The sequence below is a fragment of the Acidocella aminolytica 101 = DSM 11237 genome (genome assembly GCF_900129125.1).
In the GTDB taxonomy this organism is placed as follows: domain Bacteria; phylum Pseudomonadota; class Alphaproteobacteria; order Acetobacterales; family Acetobacteraceae; genus Acidocella; species Acidocella aminolytica.
Genome location: NZ_FQVJ01000052.1, coordinates 1 through 18,846 on the forward strand (window position 1 = coordinate 1; position 18,846 = coordinate 18,846).

At 55.3% G+C, this 18,846-nt stretch carries 18 protein-coding genes and 2 pseudogenes; 11 read left to right on the forward strand and 9 right to left on the reverse strand.

The annotated features are described in order from the left end of the window. Positions 1 to 479 (reverse strand): annotated as a pseudogene (locus BUB54_RS17895) (hypothetical protein); the annotation flags it as partial. A gap of 173 nt (positions 480 to 652) precedes the next feature. On the opposite strand from BUB54_RS17895, the gene BUB54_RS17900 reads away from it, so the two are divergent. Beyond that, positions 653 to 931: a helix-turn-helix domain-containing protein gene (locus tag BUB54_RS17900; RefSeq protein ID WP_048880664.1), complete on the forward strand. Its 279-nt coding sequence runs from the start codon at positions 653 to 655 to the stop codon at positions 929 to 931. A gap of 218 nt (positions 932 to 1,149) precedes the next feature. Here BUB54_RS17900 and BUB54_RS17905 read toward each other — a convergent pair whose 3' ends face one another. The 3 genes from BUB54_RS17905 to BUB54_RS17915 form a co-directional block, all read right to left on the reverse strand. Further along, positions 1,150 to 1,500 carry a hypothetical protein gene (locus BUB54_RS17905; protein ID WP_073211984.1) on the reverse strand — a complete coding sequence of 117 codons (351 nt, stop codon included), beginning with the start codon at positions 1,498 to 1,500 and terminating at the stop codon, positions 1,150 to 1,152. Between the two features lie 20 nt (positions 1,501 to 1,520). Next, entirely contained in the window at positions 1,521 to 1,895 is a 375-nt protein-coding gene (locus tag BUB54_RS17910) for a hypothetical protein (protein WP_073211985.1), read from the reverse strand. Between the two features lie 1,257 nt (positions 1,896 to 3,152). Beyond that, entirely contained in the window at positions 3,153 to 3,911 is a 759-nt protein-coding gene (locus BUB54_RS17915) for an SDR family oxidoreductase (protein WP_048879927.1), read from the reverse strand. Between the two features lie 97 nt (positions 3,912 to 4,008). Here BUB54_RS17915 and BUB54_RS17920 point away from each other — a divergent pair, with 97 nt between their 5' ends. Continuing rightward, positions 4,009 to 4,437 (forward strand): winged helix-turn-helix transcriptional regulator, encoded by a 429-nt coding sequence (locus BUB54_RS17920; RefSeq protein WP_048879928.1) that lies wholly within the window; start codon positions 4,009 to 4,011, stop codon positions 4,435 to 4,437. Positions 4,438 to 4,646: 209 nt separating this feature from the next. Here the strand turns inward: BUB54_RS17920 and BUB54_RS17925 are convergent, their stop codons facing one another. Further along, entirely contained in the window at positions 4,647 to 5,303 is a 657-nt protein-coding gene (locus BUB54_RS17925) for a TetR/AcrR family transcriptional regulator (protein WP_199444734.1), read from the reverse strand. A 60-nt stretch (positions 5,304 to 5,363) separates the two neighbouring features. Here BUB54_RS17925 and BUB54_RS17930 point away from each other — a divergent pair, with 60 nt between their 5' ends. Continuing rightward, on the forward strand, positions 5,364 to 5,714 hold the full coding sequence (locus BUB54_RS17930) for a DoxX family protein (RefSeq protein ID WP_048879930.1): 351 nt from the start codon (positions 5,364 to 5,366) through the stop codon (positions 5,712 to 5,714). A gap of 28 nt (positions 5,715 to 5,742) precedes the next feature. Beyond that, the gene (locus tag BUB54_RS17935; protein WP_048879931.1) at positions 5,743 to 6,312 is read left to right on the forward strand and encodes a flavodoxin family protein; all 570 of its coding nucleotides are present in this window, start codon (positions 5,743 to 5,745) and stop codon (positions 6,310 to 6,312) included. Between the two features lie 696 nt (positions 6,313 to 7,008). On the opposite strand, the gene BUB54_RS21655 is transcribed toward BUB54_RS17935, so the two are convergent. Beyond that, the gene (locus tag BUB54_RS21655; RefSeq protein ID WP_048879932.1) at positions 7,009 to 7,194 is read right to left on the reverse strand and encodes a hypothetical protein; all 186 of its coding nucleotides are present in this window, start codon (positions 7,192 to 7,194) and stop codon (positions 7,009 to 7,011) included. Here BUB54_RS21655 and BUB54_RS17940 point away from each other — a divergent pair. Then, a complete protein-coding gene (locus tag BUB54_RS17940) occupies positions 7,194 to 7,454 on the forward strand; it encodes a tyrosine-type recombinase/integrase (protein WP_048879933.1) in 261 nt (86 codons plus the stop codon). The genes BUB54_RS21655 and BUB54_RS17940 overlap by 1 nt on opposite strands. A 150-nt stretch (positions 7,455 to 7,604) precedes the next feature. Here the strand turns inward: BUB54_RS17940 and BUB54_RS17945 are convergent, their stop codons facing one another. Together BUB54_RS17945 and BUB54_RS17950 are read right to left on the reverse strand one after the other, a co-directional pair. Further along, entirely contained in the window at positions 7,605 to 8,723 is a 1,119-nt protein-coding gene (locus BUB54_RS17945) for an alkene reductase (RefSeq protein ID WP_241869441.1), read from the reverse strand. A 212-nt stretch (positions 8,724 to 8,935) separates the two neighbouring features. Continuing rightward, entirely contained in the window at positions 8,936 to 10,837 is a 1,902-nt protein-coding gene (locus BUB54_RS17950; RefSeq protein WP_048879934.1) for a putative bifunctional diguanylate cyclase/phosphodiesterase, read from the reverse strand. 182 nt (positions 10,838 to 11,019) lie between these two features. Between BUB54_RS17950 and BUB54_RS17955 the strand changes: the two genes are divergently transcribed. From BUB54_RS17955 to BUB54_RS17975, 5 genes are all read left to right on the forward strand, one after another. Further along, a complete protein-coding gene (locus BUB54_RS17955; RefSeq protein WP_073211987.1) occupies positions 11,020 to 11,979 on the forward strand; it encodes an AraC-like ligand-binding domain-containing protein in 960 nt (319 codons plus the stop codon). 1,335 nt (positions 11,980 to 13,314) lie between these two features. Further along, complete coding sequence (locus BUB54_RS17960) at positions 13,315 to 14,364, forward strand: hypothetical protein (protein WP_139284982.1); 1,050 nt, start codon at positions 13,315 to 13,317, stop codon at positions 14,362 to 14,364. Positions 14,365 to 14,842: 478 nt separating this feature from the next. Further along, the gene (locus BUB54_RS17965; protein ID WP_048880549.1) at positions 14,843 to 15,850 is read left to right on the forward strand and encodes a nucleoid-associated protein; all 1,008 of its coding nucleotides are present in this window, start codon (positions 14,843 to 14,845) and stop codon (positions 15,848 to 15,850) included. Beyond that, positions 15,843 to 17,108 carry a hypothetical protein gene (locus BUB54_RS17970; protein WP_048880548.1) on the forward strand — a complete coding sequence of 422 codons (1,266 nt, stop codon included), beginning with the start codon at positions 15,843 to 15,845 and terminating at the stop codon, positions 17,106 to 17,108. Before BUB54_RS17965 ends, BUB54_RS17970 begins: the two co-directional genes overlap by 8 nt. 78 nt (positions 17,109 to 17,186) lie before the next feature. Beyond that, a complete protein-coding gene (locus tag BUB54_RS17975; protein WP_158320199.1) occupies positions 17,187 to 17,597 on the forward strand; it encodes a transposase in 411 nt (136 codons plus the stop codon). A gap of 57 nt (positions 17,598 to 17,654) precedes the next feature. Here the strand turns inward: BUB54_RS17975 and BUB54_RS17980 are convergent, their stop codons facing one another. Next, the gene (locus BUB54_RS17980) at positions 17,655 to 18,248 is read right to left on the reverse strand and encodes a hypothetical protein (RefSeq protein ID WP_175556547.1); all 594 of its coding nucleotides are present in this window, start codon (positions 18,246 to 18,248) and stop codon (positions 17,655 to 17,657) included. Positions 18,249 to 18,444: 196 nt separating this feature from the next. On the opposite strand from BUB54_RS17980, the pseudogene BUB54_RS17985 reads away from it, so the two are divergent. Further along, positions 18,445 to 18,702: pseudogene (locus BUB54_RS17985) on the forward strand (transposase); the annotation flags it as partial. Between the last annotated feature and the right edge of the window lie 144 nt (positions 18,703 to 18,846).

The window sequence follows — 18,846 nt, forward strand, 5'->3', positions numbered from 1 at the left end:
GCGCTTGTTGGCACGCTGATTTTGGAAATGGGGCTGCTAACAAAAAACAGCCGGTTCAGCGACAGGCAGACAAAGGCGGCGAGATCGAAATCATCCTTGCGATAATTGAACATGCCTTTGCGGGAGCGGTAGAAGCCGCGCTTCAGGGCAAAGCTCCAAAACTCATTGCGGGGGCGGCTCATGGTTTTGACCTGGACGCGCAGCAAACCCAGCCGTGGGGTATCGACAATGATGTCATAGGACATCCCCTCCATGGCGGTGTGGGCGGGCAGCCCCCAATTTAAAAAGCAGGATTGCACCAGATTGACGCCGGCCTGGCCGGTCATGATGGCCCGGGCTGGATCGCCTTTGGGCAGGCTGCCGGCGGGGAGCAGCTCTGGCAATGGTGGGGTGTCACGGACCGGCGTACGGAATGGCCCGGCCGGAATGGACTGGCGGGGACGATCAGCAGACGGCATAACGGGGGTAACCTCTCGCATTTGAAATCTCCAAAAAATGTGATGGGCCAGGCTGGGCAAAGTGTTGCAGCACTTCGTCCAGCCGCTTTATGAAGCAAAATTGCTTTCCACGGAGATCATATAAGACTTAAAGTCGTATGATGCAAGATAAATCGTACTAACGATGAAAAAAATTATGTGTTATCTGAGTTTTTATGTTTTTCGCAGACCGATCTCATTTGAATTTGATAACTGGTGCTCAAATTCGTGCTGGCCGCGCTTTTACGCGCCTGACGGCAAAGGAATTGGCGGAATTGGCTGGGGTGGGACGAACTACGGTTTTACGAGCTGAGGATTCTGATGGGGTGCCGGCAGCGACAACGGCTAATCTCAACGCCATAAAATCCGCCCTGGAAGCGAAGGGCGTGATCTTTTGGGAGAATGGCGGCTTGACCTACGATCCCGGCAAACCGCCACAGGCTGCAGGAAAATAAAGGAGCCCGGGGTTTCGGCGGCACTATGGGCGGGACATCTTATGTGGTTGCGATGCTGTCTGTAGCGGCGCCACGGTCCTGGCACATGAGCGCATAGGACAGCCTTCGCGATCCTAAGGTTTAGGTGGGGCCTTTCCGGGAGCGGTCCAATCAGGTGGCGTGGGAAGTTATGGTTGCCAATGACAATGGCTTCCATTGGTTGATAGGGGCGGTCGCTTTTAATCGGCATATTCAAGCTCAATGCTGTTGCCTTGAGTATGGATGCGCAGCACCGGGCGGATGGGCGTATCACCGATGCGGAAAAACAAATAGTCGGGGAGGTTTGCGGGCTGCGTCATCTCGATGATCGCGCCGCCCGGGCGTAATTCCAGGACGACGCAGTCAATTTGCCGCAGTTCTGTGTCAGCGTAGACGAGTTGGCCACTGAGGATGACGCGTTGACTTTGTCCCAATTGGGAAGCAGCCGGGGCGAGGCCATTCGTGTGAGGGGCGGACCGACACTCCCGTTCTGGTTTAGCCGGGGAGGGTGGGCGGTTATTGAACAGGAAATGGAAGGGGTCTTGGGTCATGGCAAGATTCCAATGGGCTGTCAGTCGCCGTTGATTTGGCTGCCGGCGATCCAGCTCTTGCCCGTGGCAGGATCTGAGCCGGTCTGTGCGCCGGACCGATAATATTGACGATAGGCGGTCAGATATTGTTCCGCCGCGGCTTTGGCGTCTTCGGCCGAGGAGAATTCTCTGACTCCCTCCCCGGAAGGATTGAGCATCAGGCCCCAGGCCGTTGGCGCGGCGCCGTCCATAATAAGGGGGACCATCGCAACCCAGGGACGGCCATCACTGGGACGGCTGACCTCAGCCTCACCAACGCAAATGAAGCAATGGTCGGTGCGTTGTTCCCATATATATAAGTGATCCATCTCGCTCGAAGCGTGAGGAGAAGTTAGCGCAAGCGCCGGCTTGGTCATGGTTTATCTCCAACGTCTCGCCTGACATCAGGGCGAACGCCTTCAACGACGTGAATCATCACGAAGTCGGTTTGATCGTACTTATGGAAAAGCCCGCATACCTGACCAAAGCGGTCAGAGTAGGCTGAACATGGCGGACGCGGTGCTTAGCGCGACCGAGCGTGAATCATCGGAGCTTGCTGGAAGTGATGGCTGGCATCGTGCGGCCTCCCGAGATAGCTCGTCTGCGGTACGCCCCCGCTGACAGCTAAATCCATGAACCCTGATCGGGGAGGTAGAAAAACCGCGACAAAACGGTCCCATGGACCTTTAGCTCGAAGAACCTGGACATGCGCCCACAGCTCCCCGACCAACTGGTCAAAAGGATTCCAGTACCCTGACGGTGGGTACAAAACCGTTTGTCGAGGGGTTTCTACGCCCCAGAGCCGCGCGTACGGCTCCACCATAATCATAACACGGCTTTGAAATCGGTGGAAATAGGGAAATGACGCCGACAGGCCATGGCACCCGTGGTGAACCGGTTCGCGTCCCTTCTGGTAATAATGGATTGGTGCCGCGAGAGGGGGCTTACATCCCAAAGTGCGGCCATTGGGCAAAACAGCGCGCGATCCCGATCCGCCAGTTGGCGTATTTGCGGGGAGAGTTCTGTCGCCTATCGGATTAAAAGGCACGTCTCTTGGTTGGCTGGCCGCGGTGGTCACTATAATAGGTGGTCACTATAATAAAGGCAGGATGACGCAAAAGGCGGGCTTTACGCATTGGCCTGCAGTAACCATCCTCCGTACGGGCCCGTTGTTGGCGCGTTGCACGATAACGCCGGCCACCGTCAGACCGGGTGCTGAGATCAAGCCTCAAAGTTCAACGGACCTGACATGCGCGGCAGCGGAAGCTCTGAGGTATTGGTCTGTCTATTGATGAACCGGCTGAATACTCAATCGTCCGCTTCCATCAACCAGGGCGTCAGTCTGGCTCCAAGGCGCGATAAAACCGTCTCAAAAAAGAGGGCGGGGAGAACTGCTTATCCGACCACAGGGCGTGGTAAAGCGAACGCTCGGGTTTGTCATTCGTTGGCCCAGACGATTGGTGGGAGAGCGCCAAGGCCGTCTTTCTTTCGTGCTTACTAGCATCTCAGATGCGAACATCTTTCAATACCTGCTTAGTTTGTTGCGACGCCCTTCGTGCGCAATTCAAAATAAATCTATGCGAGCATTTGATTGGCCGGTTGAGTCGTTCAACCCAACCTGGCCACATGTTACGCTAATGGGGTGCCGCGTTGATGGTCTGGAACATGATATCCAGCCTGCCATTTTCAGCTGCGAACCGAAGCGGTGCACAACGCTCCACGACCACTTCATTGATCGCCCCATCGCCGGACAGCAACTGCATCACCTCGGTAATAAAATCGTTCAACGGCATCGCGGCCGGGTCGTTAGCCTGACGCGCGCCCTGCAGTTCGGTCTGCACATAAGGCGGTACTATCTCGATCACCTGAACGGATGTATCGCGGAGTTGACGCCGCAGCGCCATAGAATAAGAATGGATTGCCGCCTTGGTTGCGCAATAAGTAGGTGCTGCCGCCATCGGCACGAAGGCCAAGCCAGATGAAACAGTCAGAACTGCGGCGTGCCGCTGTGCCTGCAAATGCGGCAGCAAGGCCGCGGTCAGGCGGATCGGCCCTAGAAGGTTTGTGGCAATGGTCTTCTCAGCAATATCAAGATAGTCCGGCGCCTTGGCCAAATCCTCGGACTGCATGATACCCGCGTTGTTGATAAGAACGTTCAGCTTTGGGTAGAATGCCGTAATCTTTTCGGCGAAATCCGTGACGTCTGCCGGATCGGCAATGTCCAACCGCAGTGACTGCATGCCGGGATTAGCGGCGGTAACTTCATCCAGCGCCTCCTGTCGACGCCCGGAGATAATCACTAGATTACCGAGGTTGTGAAAGGCTTCCGCAAGACCACGGCCAATGCCCGAAGCGCCCCCCGTGATCAAAATTGTGTTGTCCTTGACGTTCATCCTACTTCTCCTGGTTGGTGAACGGGAGATAGGACCTTTACTCTCCACCAGAAAGTAGGCACTTAAAAGTTCTATACTTACTTTTTGGAAAGTGAATATGCGGAAGTTTACGGCAAATGAGATAGCGGCGGCGCAAAACCATATCGCGCAAACCCCGCCAGAAAACATCGATCCGAGAATCGAAAACCTCGTCAACGAGCTTATCGGCCGGGTCGCGGATAAATGGACGATGATCGTTCTCGATATACTTGCCGAGAAAGGTGAGATGCGATTCACGCGCCTCGGTGAACTGGCTGGGGGGATCAGCCAGAAAATGCTTACACAGACGCTTCGTCAAATGGAGCGTGACGGGCTGGTCATAAGAACCGTGCATCCCGTCGTGCCGCCCAAGGTGGAGTATCGGCTCACTGAGTTGGGGATGAGCCTGGGGGCTGCGTTCTGCGGCGTGTGGATATGGGCGTCGAATAACCTTGACCGTGTTGAACAGGCACGGCAGAGTTTCGATCAAAAAGCGGCAAAATCCTGAGCCATTGACAGCTGCTTTTCTTACGACGAACTTGACCTTTCTTGTTCCCCCCCCCCGCCTTCCGCTCAGCGCCCAAACCAGTCGCCCAGCCCTCAAGAGGGCATGCTTTAGCGCCAACACCGGTGGCCGCTCCGCTGATCAACTGGGTTGGGAAGAAAGTGCGCTATCCGATGTCAGTCGAAGAATTGGCTAACGCAGCCTCAGCTTTGTTACTTCGGAGCTTGTGCACATACCATCTGAACGATGCGGGCTAAGCGCTGAGCGCGAAAGGCCGGTCTGATTCGTCCATGACGTTCAAGCTCTGCCAGACCGTGTAGGCTGGCCCAGAATGTTTCGGTGGCAACCTCTACATCCTGGCAGAATGGGGTGATAACCGCTGCCAGCGCGTCAAATGTGTCGCGTAATTGAGGGGGCGTATCCGATTTGGCAAAGCGCAGGCCACTGGGTAGGACAAACATAGCCTCGTATATGGCTGGTCGGTCAAAAGCCACATCGAGGAAAGTCTCAGCAACCGCTGCCAACGCATTTTTGGGGCTGGACGCTGAATGGGCCGCGCCACGTAACGCCGCTGCCAACTCGCCGAACCCCTCAATTGCCACCGCACCGACAATCGCGTCCCTGCTTGCAAAATGAGAATAGATGACCGGTTGGCTATATTCAATGTCTTGGGCAAGACGGCGAATTGTGACGGCGGCCCAACCTTCTTCTTCGGCGATTCTGCGCGCGGTGTCGACAATGAGGATTTCCCGCTCCGCCCGTTCGCGGCGCTTGCGTTCTGTGATGCCCAAATCGAACGTCCCAACTCCATTCGGAAGCATCGTATCAAAACGGAAAATAAAATCTAGAATCGATTGATAATCTACCACTGCTAGATTATATAGCTACGAGACGGTTCGCGAAACCGCCATGCTCACGGGAGTTCCCCCATGCTTAGCCTTCTTCTCATTTTGCAGAGCGAAACCGTTTGGATCTGGCTCGCCGCCGCCGCGTTTTTTGCGGGCGGCATCGTTAACGCCACTGGTGTTTCCAAAATTCGCGACAGCTTCACGGATCTTGGCTTTCCCGCATGGTGGTGCTGGATCACTGGCGCACTAGAACTCGCTACAGCGCTTTTGCTGCTCATCCATGCAAGCCGTGCCTACGGGGTCGCCCTTGGGGCCTGCATCATGATTGCCGCGCTCGCCGCCATTCTCCGGCAAAAGGCTTATGGGCACCTGCCTGCACCGCTTCTGTTCTTATTCCTGCTTGTGTCGGCGGGCATTTCACATCACGCCTGAACCCTTTTTTATTGAAGGATAATTCGCAATGTCTAGTGCTGAAACTAATATCGCGGTCGTCTATCATTCTGGATACGGTCATACAAAACGCATGGCCGAAGCAGTCGCCCAAGGTTCAGGCGCCGAGCTGTTGGCAATCGATGCCGAGGGTAATCTTTCAGATGAGCAATGGGCAGTGCTAGACGCGGCTGATGCCATTATTTTTGGATCACCAACCTATATGGGTGGTCCTAGCTGGCAGTTTAAAAAATTCGCGGACGCTTCGTCGCGGGCGTGGTTTGAAGCCAAATGGCAGGATAAACTCTTTGGTGGTTTCACGAACAGCGCAAGCTTGAACGGGGACAAGCTAAATACGTTGCAATATTTTGTACTGCTAACCGGACAACATGGCGGTTTATGGGTGTCCATGGCGCTCAAGCCCGCGAACACCAAAGCCGCCAAGCGGGACGATGTGAACAGGATGGGGTCGTACCTGGCGCCAATGGCGCAGTCAGACGCCGATGCCAACCCGGCTGAAATGTCGGAAGGTGATTTGGAAACCGCGCGCCTCTATGGCGTTCGTATCGCACAAACGGCTGGGCGGTTCATCAGGCGCTAGACTGCTGAAAACTTCAAAAGCTAAATGGTAGATTTTTATTGAATCTCTGAAAAAGTTACCATTATTGCTCGAGATAGTTGTTATCTCTACGGCCATCACAGCTTTTATAAGCTTGGAAAGCCTCGTTAAACCTGGGATTGAAATTAGCGGCTGATGCTACAAAACATAGCGGGAGCCGAATGTTTGGCGACTTGACGGTGGCATGGGTCGCCTCCTGCTAGTGCGACCAGCGCGTGCCGCTCGCCGTTAATTTTATTTTCTGCCCCAAAACGGCCAGGCCGTGTGCTATCCAGGCCGTCTCAAAATATGAGACGGAAGGTATGCGCTCTTCCCGGTCGTCCAGCCCGTATGAGGGCATGCTCCAAATGCGACACTCGTGGTCGCACTACGGGTCGACCGGCTTGGGGGGATTTCTGCCAGTCAGCTCACGGCCAGCGGAAGCAGATACCGGACATTCTCTTTCTGGTGGGGTTGGGCCGAAACTTGCCCGTCCGCTATGGAATGAAAAGTCGCGGACAGCGGACATTATCAACGGTCTATTCACAATCACGTCGCGCCGATGGGCGCAGCGGCTGCCCCGACGTGTCCTGATAGTCGATCGCCTCCAGCCGCGCGTTGCGCCGGAGCACTTGCGGCGGTTGTCCGAAGGCGCGCAAAAAAGCGCTACGCGGGCGAGCGGGGCCCTCCTGTCGCTACCTAGACAAGCAACACCATGCCGCTGAGGGATCCTTTTTGGGCGCCGATCGGGGAGGGCGTTTGAATGCCGTTTGACAGCTCATCCGGGTCGAGCAGGGCAACGGTGGGCGCGACCGCAACGCCATGCTGCCAAATGGCTGGCTGTTTCCAGGGCAGACCAGCGACAAGCCGATCTGCACGCGGCAATGAGCCGGGTCGTTGAAGCCGCTGCCAAGGCCGCGCAGATCAACAAGCCCGTCAGCCCGCATACGCTGCGGCACAGCTTTGCCACGCATCTGCTTGAGGATGGCCTCAACATCCGTGTCATCCAGGTGTTGCTCGGCCATACCAAGCTCGAGAACACAGCACTCTACACCAAGGTCGCGACGCGGACAGTGCGTGCCGTCACATCGCCGTTCGATAAGTTGATGGCGCTGATGGAACTAAAGGCACCACCGCCATCGTGAGCTGACATCAGCGATCTGATACGCGCCTGCTACGGAAGCGAGGACTTTCTGCGTGGCGTGGCCGCCTTCGGCAGCAAGGAAGAGGCAGACTGGCAGGGGCGATAGCGCATATTCCGGAGAGAGGGGTCTCTCCGTAGTACCGATTGCGCCTCAACGCTCGATGTGAATTGGTCCATCCATTCCAGGCCAGTCGGAGTACCCGGTGCGCCCCCCGCCATACCAATATTCCTTAGGTGCCTCCGCCAGCGGCGCGCCGGTCCGCATCCGGTTCACAAGATCGGGGTTGGCGATGAACGGCCGGCCAAAGCTGAACAGATCCGCCTTGCCGGCGGCAAGCGTCTCCTCGGCGAGTTTCAGCGTGTACTGGTTGTTGGCGATGTAGGCGCCGTTGAAACGCTGACGCAGCGCAACAAAATCGACGCCCGAGGGGTCCCGGGAAAGTTGGGTTGTTCCCTCGATGTCATGAATATAGACGAGGCCGGCCTTTGAAAGCGCGTCCACATAGGCTCCGTAGGTGGCCATTGGGTCGGAATCCAAGGACGTCTCGCCCGGCATGGTCGTCGCTGGAGAAATGCGGATGCCAACACGCTGGCCACCACCCCAGACTTCGATTACCGCTCTCACAACATCCAAAGGAAAACGCAGCCGGTTTTCGATGGAGCCGCCATATTGGTCAGTTCTCTGATTGGTGGTGTCGCGGATGAACTGTTCAAGCAGATAGTTATTGGCGGAATGGATCTCCACGCCATCGAAATCGGCGTCTTTGGCGCATTGCGCGGCGTGGCGGTAATCCTCGACAATGGCCGGGATCTCATCAGTCTCGAGCGCTCGCGGCGTTACGTGCTCTTTCAATCCATCATTGGTGAAAGCCTGCCCCGAAGGCTTGATCGCGGAGGGCGCCACCGGCAATGCGCCGCCATGCAAATCCGGGTGCGAGATGCGCCCCGTGTGCCAAAGCTGAAGAAATATCCGGCCGCCGCGTTTATGTACCGCCCGGGTCACGCGCGTCCAACTCTCCACCTGCTCCGGGGTCCAAATGCCGGGGGTCAGCGCGTAGCCGCGCGCCTGGGCGGAAATATTTGTCGCCTCACTTATAATTAATCCCGCATCAGCGCGCTGGGCGTAGTAATCCGCTGCAAAGTCTGGCGGTACGCCTGCATCGTTCGATCGGCTGCGGGTCAGCGGGCACATCACCACCCGGTTGGGCAGTTGCAGATGTCCTAAAGTAAAAGGTTGAAAAATGGGAGAATTTGAGTGATCGCTCATCATTGAATCCTCTTTGGTGCCTTTGGCAATAACGACAATATCTGCGGAGGTGGTGGGACCGCTTTATTTTTTCCAGACAATTATCCGGCGCGCGGGTGGTTTGACGGGGTCATGTAATAAAACAGACACATCGCCATGGCTGGAATCGTCCCCGGGTGGCCCCGCCATCGTGAACGGGCTGTGCGCGATGCACTAGAGCAAACCTCCTGGACGGCTTAGACGCTCTGTTGTTTGACAAGGCCCAGAAACGTGTCGGCGGAGACAGGCCGCCCAAAGAGGTATCCCTGACCATAACGGCAACCGAGCTCGAGCAAACTGCTTCTTTGCATTTCGGTCTCGATGCCCTCCGCCACGACCGCGATGTCGAGTTCGGCGGCAAGCCTGACCACGCTCTCGATAATGAGGCGCTTGGCTCGGCTCCTGTCCAACCCCTGCACGAAACTTCGGTCGATTTTCACCTCGGAAATCGGGAAGATCTCCAGGTATCGAAGACCAGAATAGCCAGTGCCAAAGTCGTCGATGGACAATCCAATTCCCATTTCACGAAGCCTCCGAAAGACGGTGAGGGACTCGTCAGAACTATCCGCAACCAAGCTTTCCGTCAGTTCGATGACCAGGGTCCTGGGATCAACGTGCATCTCGAGCAAGACCTCGCTAACGAATTTGCTCATGTCCCTATGAGTAAACTGAAGTTGGGAAACGTTCACGGAAACAGGCAAAGGCTCTCTGCGTTCCCGGTTGAGCTGGCCAGCGAAACTTGCTGCAGCTTTAAAGGCCCAGGCTCCGATATCTAAAATTAGTCCGGTCTCCTCGGCTATGGGGACGAACAGAGCCGGAGATTGTAGACCAAAAACCGGGTGGCACCACCGAAGCAGCGCCTCGGCCCCGGTAACCGCTCCCGTCGTCATGTCAACCTTTGGCTGATAGTGGAGTGTGAAATCTTCATGCCGCAGCGCCTGTTGAAGTTCGGTCGTCAGCTGCATGCGCTGTCTTAGAACGACGGCCAGCTTACTGTTGAATTCGCGTACCTCACGCAAGCGTGAGCGTTTGGATTCCTGGAGCGCCATACCGGCTTGACGCATGATCGCCGTCGGTTCTGTGTTGCATGCTGCTACCGTGAATCCGAACGCGAACCGAATTTCGAGGGTTGCGCCTGGCAATACGAATTGCGGCCTCAGGACGTCACGCAATCGGTCCATGATTTTTTCGGCAGTTTCAGGGGTCGGTAGCGGAACCGCGAGTACAAACTCATCCGCGGCGAGCCTGCCGACCAGGTCCGCACCCTCTGAATAGCCCGAATCCACGGCAGCATTGTTGGAGAATTTCAACAAACGCTCGGCGACCTGCTTCAACAGAAGGTCGCCTGTCTCATATCCATAGCTGGTGTTGATCTCGTGGAAGCGCGCTATGTCCAGCTTGGCGACGAGCACCGCGTGCGGCTTGGTGGTTTCCTGAAGAGCGGCAAGCCTGTCCTGGAAGAAGTACCTGTTAGCCACCGACGTCAGTCGGTCGAGGTTTTCGACCTGAGACAACCGGGATCGCATCTCCCTGTATTCCGTGACGTCGCGAATGATTCCCATGGAATACTGGTATTTTCCATCGACGCCGGTGATGGGAATCAGGTGCAGATCATTCCAGAAAAGACTTCCATCCTTGCGATAGTTCCGGAGCGTTACACGCACTTCTTTGCCATTCTCGACTGCCGCGCGGATTTGGGCGACCTGTGGTTGGAGCCGGTCTGCTCCCTGAAGATAACGGCAGTTCTTACCGATGGCCTCTTTGGCTGTATAGCCCGTTATCCGTTCAAAGGCGGGGTTCACATGGATGAGGGGCATTCCAGGCGCACAAACGTTGGACAGAAGTACGCCTTCATCTATCGCCGCCAATGCCCGCGCGCATACGGATAGCGCCCCGTGAATGGTCTGTTCGTCTGCCACAGCGCGGCGGCGCATCACTCTGCTCAGGTAGAACGCCGAAATAGCAACCATGAGCAGGGCGATCTTGATTACGAAACCTAGGTGGCCCCGCACCGACATCCTGAGCGGCAGGTGTAGGCCCTCTATTGCCATAACGGACATTGCCACCATGGTCAGATAGACCAGAACCGGGACGGTCACGGAGGAGAGATCTGGCTTTCCTCCTGAAAGCAAGACCTCAATCTTCGAACGATTCCTGGTGGTAGGAAAAGGGGCTCTCACTGATACTAATCTCTTTCGCTCGCGAAAACTAGCATGCAGACATGCCCTCAGATCGGCCTAGGCAGCATTACAAATCGGCTTGCTCGGCTTATACCACACTCATGAAAGCTGTCTTTACGACTATGGACGTCCATCCCCGCCACCGTTTCGAGTATTGGCATGATGTCGCTTGTGAGAAGCTGATCGATCACGCCTCTATTGCCGACTGCCCGCAAACTTTTCAGGCAGAGCTTCGATCTGGCGGCTTGGGCGAGATAAGTCTCGTGTCGTTCGCGACTTCTCCCATGACGATCTCCCATACGAAGAGGCAAGCGAGGCAAGCTAATCCGAAGGAAGTTTTTATCTGCCATCAACTCGCAGGTGCGCTCACGCTGAAGCAGGACGACCGTGACACCAAGCTCGAGCCAGGGCACATCACTCTTCTTGATCCTTGTATGCCCTATTCCGGCAAATTCTCGGCCGGGGCGGAGATGCTTGTCCTGAAAACCCCACGCCTGCTTATCGAGTCGCGCGTTGGGCCGACGCGGGACATGGTTTGTACGCCGGTCGGGCCGGCTGGAGGACAGACCGGAATCCTGTCTGCATACCTCACAGCGTTGCCCTCGTATGTTGATACGTTGGAATTGGCGGGACAGGAGATTGTGCAGAATCACGTGCTCGATCTGCTCGCGCTGTCGCTTTTGTCCGCGACCGGCAGAAGGAGATCTCGCCCGTCCTCGGCGCGAGCGATTTTGCACCTGAATATTCGAGCTGCCATTGATGGTCGTCTGAGTGATCCTACACTGAAACCAGCCATTGTGGCCGCTGCGGCGGGCATCAGTGAACGCTATGCCAATACAGTGCTTGCCCAACATGGCACGTCGATCATGCGCCTGATTCTGGCGAGGCGACTTGCGCGCTGCCACAACGCATTGAAGGATCCCGCGCAGGCGCATAGGACGATTACTGAGATCGCCTATGGCTGGGGCTTCTCTGATATGACCCATTTCGGTAGGGCATTCCGAGTTGCCTATGGCATGTTGCCCTCGGACTTCCGAAAACTCAGCGGTACCGCTCGTTGACGTAACGGCTCAGGAACGACCTCGGCATCCCGACGCGCCGACTGCTCCCTCTGGCGGCCGCGTTCTGTTTACCTTAGCGCCAGACCAAGCAAACTGGCGGGCGGATTCGGCCGCTACGACGCACCGGTCCTCGTCACATAAGCACCGGATTCGGCGGTCGCGGCGATGGATCACGAAGTGCCCCCAATAGGCCGATCCGTAGATTGATTTCAGGCAGAGTAGAGCCGGAGGCTCCCGTAAGCTGACTATCTCGGGAATCTTCTATCTCTGGGAAACTCATGATACTGGAAGAAATCTTTTGGCTCTTGGTTTCGGTTATTCGATCAAGAACTGAAAAGTATAGTCCCCGATCTTTTCTGTCACTGCTTTGGCCATAGGTCACGTTGACGAAGACGTCATCAATAGCACCTTCGGTCGGTTGTCCATTCAAAACGGCTCCGGGAGCGGCCGTAAAATGGGTGCAGGCAATTGATCCCGAGAGGACTGCAGTGTTTTCCGTTTTAGGCTGAAGGGTAAGCCTGCCAGTAAGGCCGGCTGTAAATGCACGGGAAGTCATCTTTGTCGTGGTCGTGCTGCCCTGAGTTAATTGTGGTTCGATCGGATAATTGCGCGTTTGACCATTAGAAACCTCAAACGGTGAATTCGGTAAAACATTGCTAGTCGTTGCGCCTATGGTTTCACCGGCTCCAATACATTGAACTACGACGCCATGTGCATGGGCATTCTAAGGGGCAATGATTTGCAAACAGCCATTGGTAGTCGCGAGAAGGATAATCTGAAGGCGAAAGAGCATTGAGATCCTGTCCATTGTCGTCGTATTTGGCGCGCCAAATATACAGTAGAGAGGAATGATTCGCAACACGCATACAACTTAAGGGTTAATTTGGGCCGTCCCGCTCCCCCCCTTTCCTCTCCGCCTCATCCGGGCTTTCGGAGATGCCCGGAGTGTGTCCGCTTCCGGGCATCCGGCCAGAGGCCCGGAACGGCCACAATGGGCGCAGAGCCGTTGCAGGCCGACGCCAGCGAATGACCGGTATTGGGATTCTCGTCGCGGCGTCCCTATGGCCGGATAGGGTCGTCACCTGCCGGTACGGCCTGTGCCTGAAGTTGGCGGCTAATCTCAATTTCTTCACCAAAGCGGCGGACGGCGCCCATCCTGGCCGTCTAAAATATAAGACAGGCGGTATGCGCCCTAAGTGGCCGTTCCTAAGCACAGAAGGTTTTCCCGAAAGCAGCCGTTCGTAGGATGGGTGGAGCATCAACCGGTCGGAAATTGGCACAAAGCGATGGGTTACGCTACGCTCTACCCATCCTACGCTGGCTGATCGGAAAACCGTGTCAAAGAAGAAATTAAACACTGCATTGCGCAACCTTTCGGAAAGCGCCTTCGATTTCCTCGAGCGGTCGGTGGAAGAGATCAAGACTCACCCGAAGTATTCCGTGATTCACTTTGCTACGGCGGCTGAATTGATACTGAAGGCGCGGCTGATGCGGGAGCACTGGACTCTCGTGGTGGAACGCACTTCAGATGTGTCGGTGGAAGATTTTCTTTCAGGGCAAGCAAAGACCGTGACGCAGGGCGATGCGATCAAGCGGTTGAAGAATGCTTGTGGTGAGAACATTCCGCAGGACGCCGTAAACCAGTTTGGCAAGATTGCAGCGCACCGGAATCGTATGATCCATTTCTTTCACGAGGCAGGGCAGAAAGAGGCTGACAACGCGCTCACAGAGGAGATTGTCAAGGAATTGTGCCTATCTTGGTTCTATCTTGAACGCCTGCTTTCGGATTGGAATGACCAATTCGAGGTTTTCGAAGAAGAAATCCTATCCGTCACTTGGCGAATGAAACAGCTTCGCGCTTACTTGCAAGTGGCGTTTGACCGCCTGAAACCCGAAATCGAAGCTGCGAAAATTTCCGGGACTGTCTTCACGACTTGTTCCGGCTGTGGGTTCGATGCAGCAGCTGTTAACGAAATTTCCGAAGTATTCTTTGAGAAGCGGTGCAAGGTCTGCGGCTTGGGTGAAAACTATATCGAAATACCCTGTCCAAATGACTGTGGTAAAATACTACATATCGACGCGCAAAATGTCTCCGGAATGACCTGTGAAAACTGCGAGCACGAGGTCACGTCGGAAGAGCTCGGCGAAGCTTTGGATACGGAGTTTTCTGATCCGAGCGACTGTGAACCGCAGGCTAACTGCGCACAGTGTACGGGCTATGGAAGCGTGGTTCAGCACAACGAAACGTTTGTTTGTACTAAATGCCTCTATTCAGAAGACTCGGCACCCCAATGCGGTTGGTGCAACGAACGGCAGATTGGAGGCAGCGATCTGGAGTTCAGTTACCATACCGGCTGCGAGTTCTGCGAGGGGCACGCGGGCTAGACGAAGGACGACTGATGGGGTCCTGTAGCCTTTCCCAGAATTACGATTACAACCGGACTGACAGCAATCGGCCCGCCTTGTCTACATTATTAGACGCCATCATAAGGCAACTGGTGGCATGAGAGGGCAGGAACGTGGTTCTATCGGGCTCCTGAGCTAAAGCGCCCTTTATTACCGTTTCCGTTCCGGCCGCGTGTTCTCGGAAGCGGTCGTTCCCCAAAAAGCACAAAATAGAACAAATTTTTGGACGCATGTCGGGCAGAGATCCCCTCTTGCGCAAGATACCAACATTGCCCCATCGGCGCTGACCGGAGACGCCGTGACTTATTTGAACAAACAAGGAACAGACAACAGAATCTAGGGGAGATCTCCACGTGCTCTCTGGTGGTGGCGCCGAGCATGTTTATCTGTAATTCTGCTGGCGAGGGGCGGAGCCGACTCGGCTCTCATAACCAAACGTGGCGGGGGCAGGCAGGGCGTGTCTAATCTGATCATCAATGTCGCTATCCATGATTTGGAGCGCGGCGAGGACGGTTTCCGAGTGAAGAGCGGCAATGACCATCTCGCCGTGACGCCTACCACACAGCGGGTAGTCGATGAGTTGTATGAGCTGTACAGCCGGAGAGCCTCAAAATCGCATGGCAAGTTTTCTACGGCCGACGACGCTGCACCGACCGAGAATCATCTGCGCGACTATCTCGATCAGAGGACCAATTTCGCGGACCTAACCGACAAGTTGATGGGCACCCTGAAGCACCAGGCTGGCCTGCGCAATGCTGCCCAGGGCGGGCATGTATTTTTCGCACACTTCAGCCGTGACAGCCGCCAATTCTTGCTGGTGGCAATCCTTAACGATAAGCTGAGTGCGGCCCTTACGACCTCCTATGATGTTGCGGACGTCCAACACCTTGACATGGACGGTTTCAGGTTTGCCGGTCGGATCAATCTCACCGGTTGGGCGGCCAATGAAGAGCGCTACATTGGCTTCCTTAAGGGCAAGGGCGCGGTGTCGGAGTACTTCATGGCATTTCTGGGGTGCGACAATACTGTCCAGGTTCGCCAGGACACTACTGACCTCGTCCAGGCTCTGAAAGACTACGCCGACGACCAGGGTTTGGTTGGAGAGGCGCGCGACGAGTTCCTTGGAAGGGCCAAGGCGATTTGCGACCGCGCCTCTCGCAGTCACGAGGAGATCGAGTTCGAATCGCTGGCGAATGAACTCGCGCCCAGGGAGCCGCAGGCGCTTCTCTCTGTGCTGACCGATCCCGAACGGAAACTCAACGACCAGTTCGTTCCTGATCGCAGAGCGCTCAACTCGCTGGTGAAGTTCAAGGGGAAGACGGCTCAATGGTCAGTGGAGTTCGAGCGCGACGCCCTGAGCGGCGGAAAGGTTCGTTATGATGTGCATGAAAACACGTTGACCCTATTGGATCTTCCGGATGACCTAGCCGCTCAACTCAGGAAGGAACTAATGAGAGATGCCTAGGCTGCGCTTCGAGCAGTTGCTGGGGCTGTATCGGGATATCGATTTCGATCCGCAGGGTAACCAAGGATCACTCAACTTGTTGACAGTGGAGCAGATCGCCGACCTACAACTTATTGAGAGTGACGACTCGGCATGTGAGGACGCTAACCTGTCCGTGCTAAGTGACCCGTCAACGCTGGCTATCGGGCAGAAAGTGCGTGTGCACGTCGGATCGCCACGCATAAGCCTCGGGCTACTGGTCCGCTCCGTCGATGACCTCTTGAAGACGCCGGAAGCGCGGATCACTGAACCGGCGGCCTATTTTGTCGTCGATGGGCGGATCGAACCTCAGACCAGCCCGACGCCCACCACCATAGCAGCCTATCGCAAGGTTCTCGCGATCGTGGCCCTATTCTCCAAAGCTGCCGCCTACCTTGATCAGACGCGGCAGGAGCTGGTGTTCGTTCACGAAGGTAAGGTGGTAGTGCCAGTGCGCTACGATGTCGCTGTACTGGATCGAATATCCCAGGCGGCGATCGATGCATTGCTTGAAAACTTCAAGGATGACGTCCACCAGGACCAAAAGCTGGCCATTCTCGAAAATGCCATCGTTCAGATGGTTGAGGCTCGACCAAGTCCCCAGCGCTTCACTTACATCTTGGACAATCTCGATGCTCTACTCGAGACCGTGCGCCAAGGCTATCGCCTCTTCGCGTCAAGCTTCTCTTACACTAAGATCCGAGGGGAGGTAGAAGCGGCCAAGGCTGATTACGTCGCGAAGATCCATAAGACGCTGATCGACATCCAAGGCCAGCTACTCGGCATTCCGGTTGCAACAATCATTGTTGCCTCACAACTGAAGTCTAGTCAGACATGCGGGGTGGAGTTCTGGACTAATGTCGCGGTCGTTGCTGGGGCTTGGGTTTTCCTTGCCTTGCTCATTATCGCGATCATTAATCAGTGGGTGACGTTGGGAGCCATCGATGATGATATCAAGTCGCAACGACAACGCCTCGAAAAGGATTATGCGGCGATTAGCTCGCAATTCATCTCCATCTACCGGGGCCTTGCCAACCGCGTCAGTTGGCATCGCAAGGCTCTCATAGGGATTGGCGCTATTGCAGTGGTCGGTGCGTTTTTCGCCACTTTCGCTTTTTCCCAACTGAACACAGCACCCTTTAGCTGCTTTATCGGGGCTAGCCCCATCACGCAGAACTTGAGTAAACCAAAGCCCCTCCCTGCCATGCCGGCAAGCCGCAATAAGGCGCATCCGGGGTAAGCGTCATCCCCAAGCCACCTAGTTTGATATTTTGAATTCTGCCTTTTCTCATTTTTTGATGATGAAGGTTGAATTGTGGTGGATGAGATTTTCCAAGAAGCCGCACTCCGGAGCGCTCCGGAGTTGGGATACGACGTTCTTCCGGGTGTAAGTAAGCGCCGGATCTGGAGCACAGAAGAAAAACTTCGAATATTGGCGCAGAGTACTGCGCCGGGCTCATCGGTAAAATTGACGTGCCATGCCCACGGCATCAGCAGCGGGCAGTTTTACACATGGCGCAAGCAACTCCGGCATGGAGGGCTGAGCGGGTTCATGCCGGTATCTGTTGTACCAGAGCCAGTATCGCGCTTGGCGGTCGCGGCTGTTTCTGATGACTTACAGCCGGAGCTACCAACGTCCCCTGGTCCGGTCGAGGTAGAGCTGCTCAGCGGCATCAAGCTGCGGATTAGCGGTCATGTCGAGGCCGCGGCTACTTTTCAAAAAGCTTAGCTCAAAACCTGTCAGTGAATCCGGAGCTCGATTCTGCAAGATTGACAAGGAGCAGCATCACTTTTTTCGTTGAGTTTTTTCAATTCTCGTGAGTATATCCATCATTTCTGCTTGCTTTGTCGCGATGGTAGGGAGATCAGAAAGCTTCAACCGCTCATCATCAATCTGGTCGAAACGAAAAGTCCCCTTCCACCTAGGTCCTTGCCTATTCAGACGTGGTTCGACAACTTGAATAAGCACTGCTTCAATTTCGTCCAAAAATTCTTCAGCAGTCCCTTTTATACTCGGTGAACCGTCTGAATACTTCGTCAATCGGTCATCCCGTTTACCGGTCTTATTTGTACCACGCCATCCAAACCAAGAAAAATACTTCCACCGGTTCCACAGTGCGGCGCTTCTTGTATGTTGCTTGATCCTGTCAAACATTCCCTGCTCACCTGAGCCTACTTGCCCGACATAAACTATGTTCAAGTCAGTGGTATGAAGAAGGTAGATGCCGCGCTGCTCTCGAAAGTCGACTTCGCCAAATTTTGAATGATAGCCAAGTAAAGTCCCATTTTGGGAACCTTTGCCCCAGAAGACTCGGTCACGATCCCATAGATACCCAAAGTTTTTTATCGCAGGCAATAATTTTAATCCCGGATGTGACACTAAGCTGGTATCGAATCAAAAACATTACGCGCCAAGTGTCAATGGAACGACATGGAGTGTAGCGAATATCGGGCTTCCCAACGCGCCCATATAATTTGATGGTGCCAAAGATAGAGACAGTACCGCCGCTTCAAGGGGCTGAGACCATGTCCGCTCCATCCATTCTTTGCTCAAGAGCAGACTTTCCGCTTCCGTGGAGCATTCAAGCGGTGACCGGCAGGTTCTGATGGGTATCTCAAAACGAGGTGATCAGCATTTACGCAGCCTGCTCGTCCACGGTGCCCGCTCTGTCGTGCGGGTAGCAGCCAATAAGAACGACCCCATAAGTCAATGGGTCAACAAGCTTCAGGAGCGGCGAGGCTTCAACCGGGCAACGGTTGCGGTCGCCAACAAGAATGCACGGATAATCTGGGCCGTGCTGAGAACGGGTGAACCGTACCGCCCCGCCGCCTGAAGGCTAGAACACAGCTTGCGGGTAGACTGAGAAATGGACTGCACTGATCGAACCGACGCGCGACAAATCTGATTTTTATAAAGGCTCCCGAAGCCTACCACTTGTTGAGGTGCGCGTGTGCGGATTAGCCATTTGGGCGCTCCG

Bases quoted from the DNA above. Each gene is read 5' to 3' on its own strand.
- BUB54_RS17900 (WP_048880664.1), top strand. From the start codon at position 653: ATGTTTTTCGCAGACCGATCTCATTTGAATTTGATAACTGGTGCTCAA.
- BUB54_RS17905 (WP_073211984.1), bottom strand. From the start codon at position 1,500: ATGACCCAAGACCCCTTCCATTTCCTGTTCAATAACCGCCCACCCTCC.
- BUB54_RS17910 (WP_073211985.1), bottom strand. From the start codon at position 1,895: ATGACCAAGCCGGCGCTTGCGCTAACTTCTCCTCACGCTTCGAGCGAG.
- BUB54_RS17915 (WP_048879927.1), bottom strand. From the start codon at position 3,911: ATGAACGTCAAGGACAACACAATTTTGATCACGGGGGGCGCTTCGGGC.
- BUB54_RS17920 (WP_048879928.1), top strand. From the start codon at position 4,009: ATGCGGAAGTTTACGGCAAATGAGATAGCGGCGGCGCAAAACCATATC.
- BUB54_RS17930 (WP_048879930.1), top strand. From the start codon at position 5,364: ATGCTTAGCCTTCTTCTCATTTTGCAGAGCGAAACCGTTTGGATCTGG.
- BUB54_RS17935 (WP_048879931.1), top strand. From the start codon at position 5,743: ATGTCTAGTGCTGAAACTAATATCGCGGTCGTCTATCATTCTGGATAC.
- BUB54_RS17940 (WP_048879933.1), top strand. From the start codon at position 7,194: ATGAGCCGGGTCGTTGAAGCCGCTGCCAAGGCCGCGCAGATCAACAAG.
- BUB54_RS17945 (WP_241869441.1), bottom strand. From the start codon at position 8,723: ATGATGAGCGATCACTCAAATTCTCCCATTTTTCAACCTTTTACTTTA.
- BUB54_RS17955 (WP_073211987.1), top strand. From the start codon at position 11,020: ATGAAAGCTGTCTTTACGACTATGGACGTCCATCCCCGCCACCGTTTC.
- BUB54_RS17970 (WP_048880548.1), top strand. From the start codon at position 15,843: ATGCCTAGGCTGCGCTTCGAGCAGTTGCTGGGGCTGTATCGGGATATC.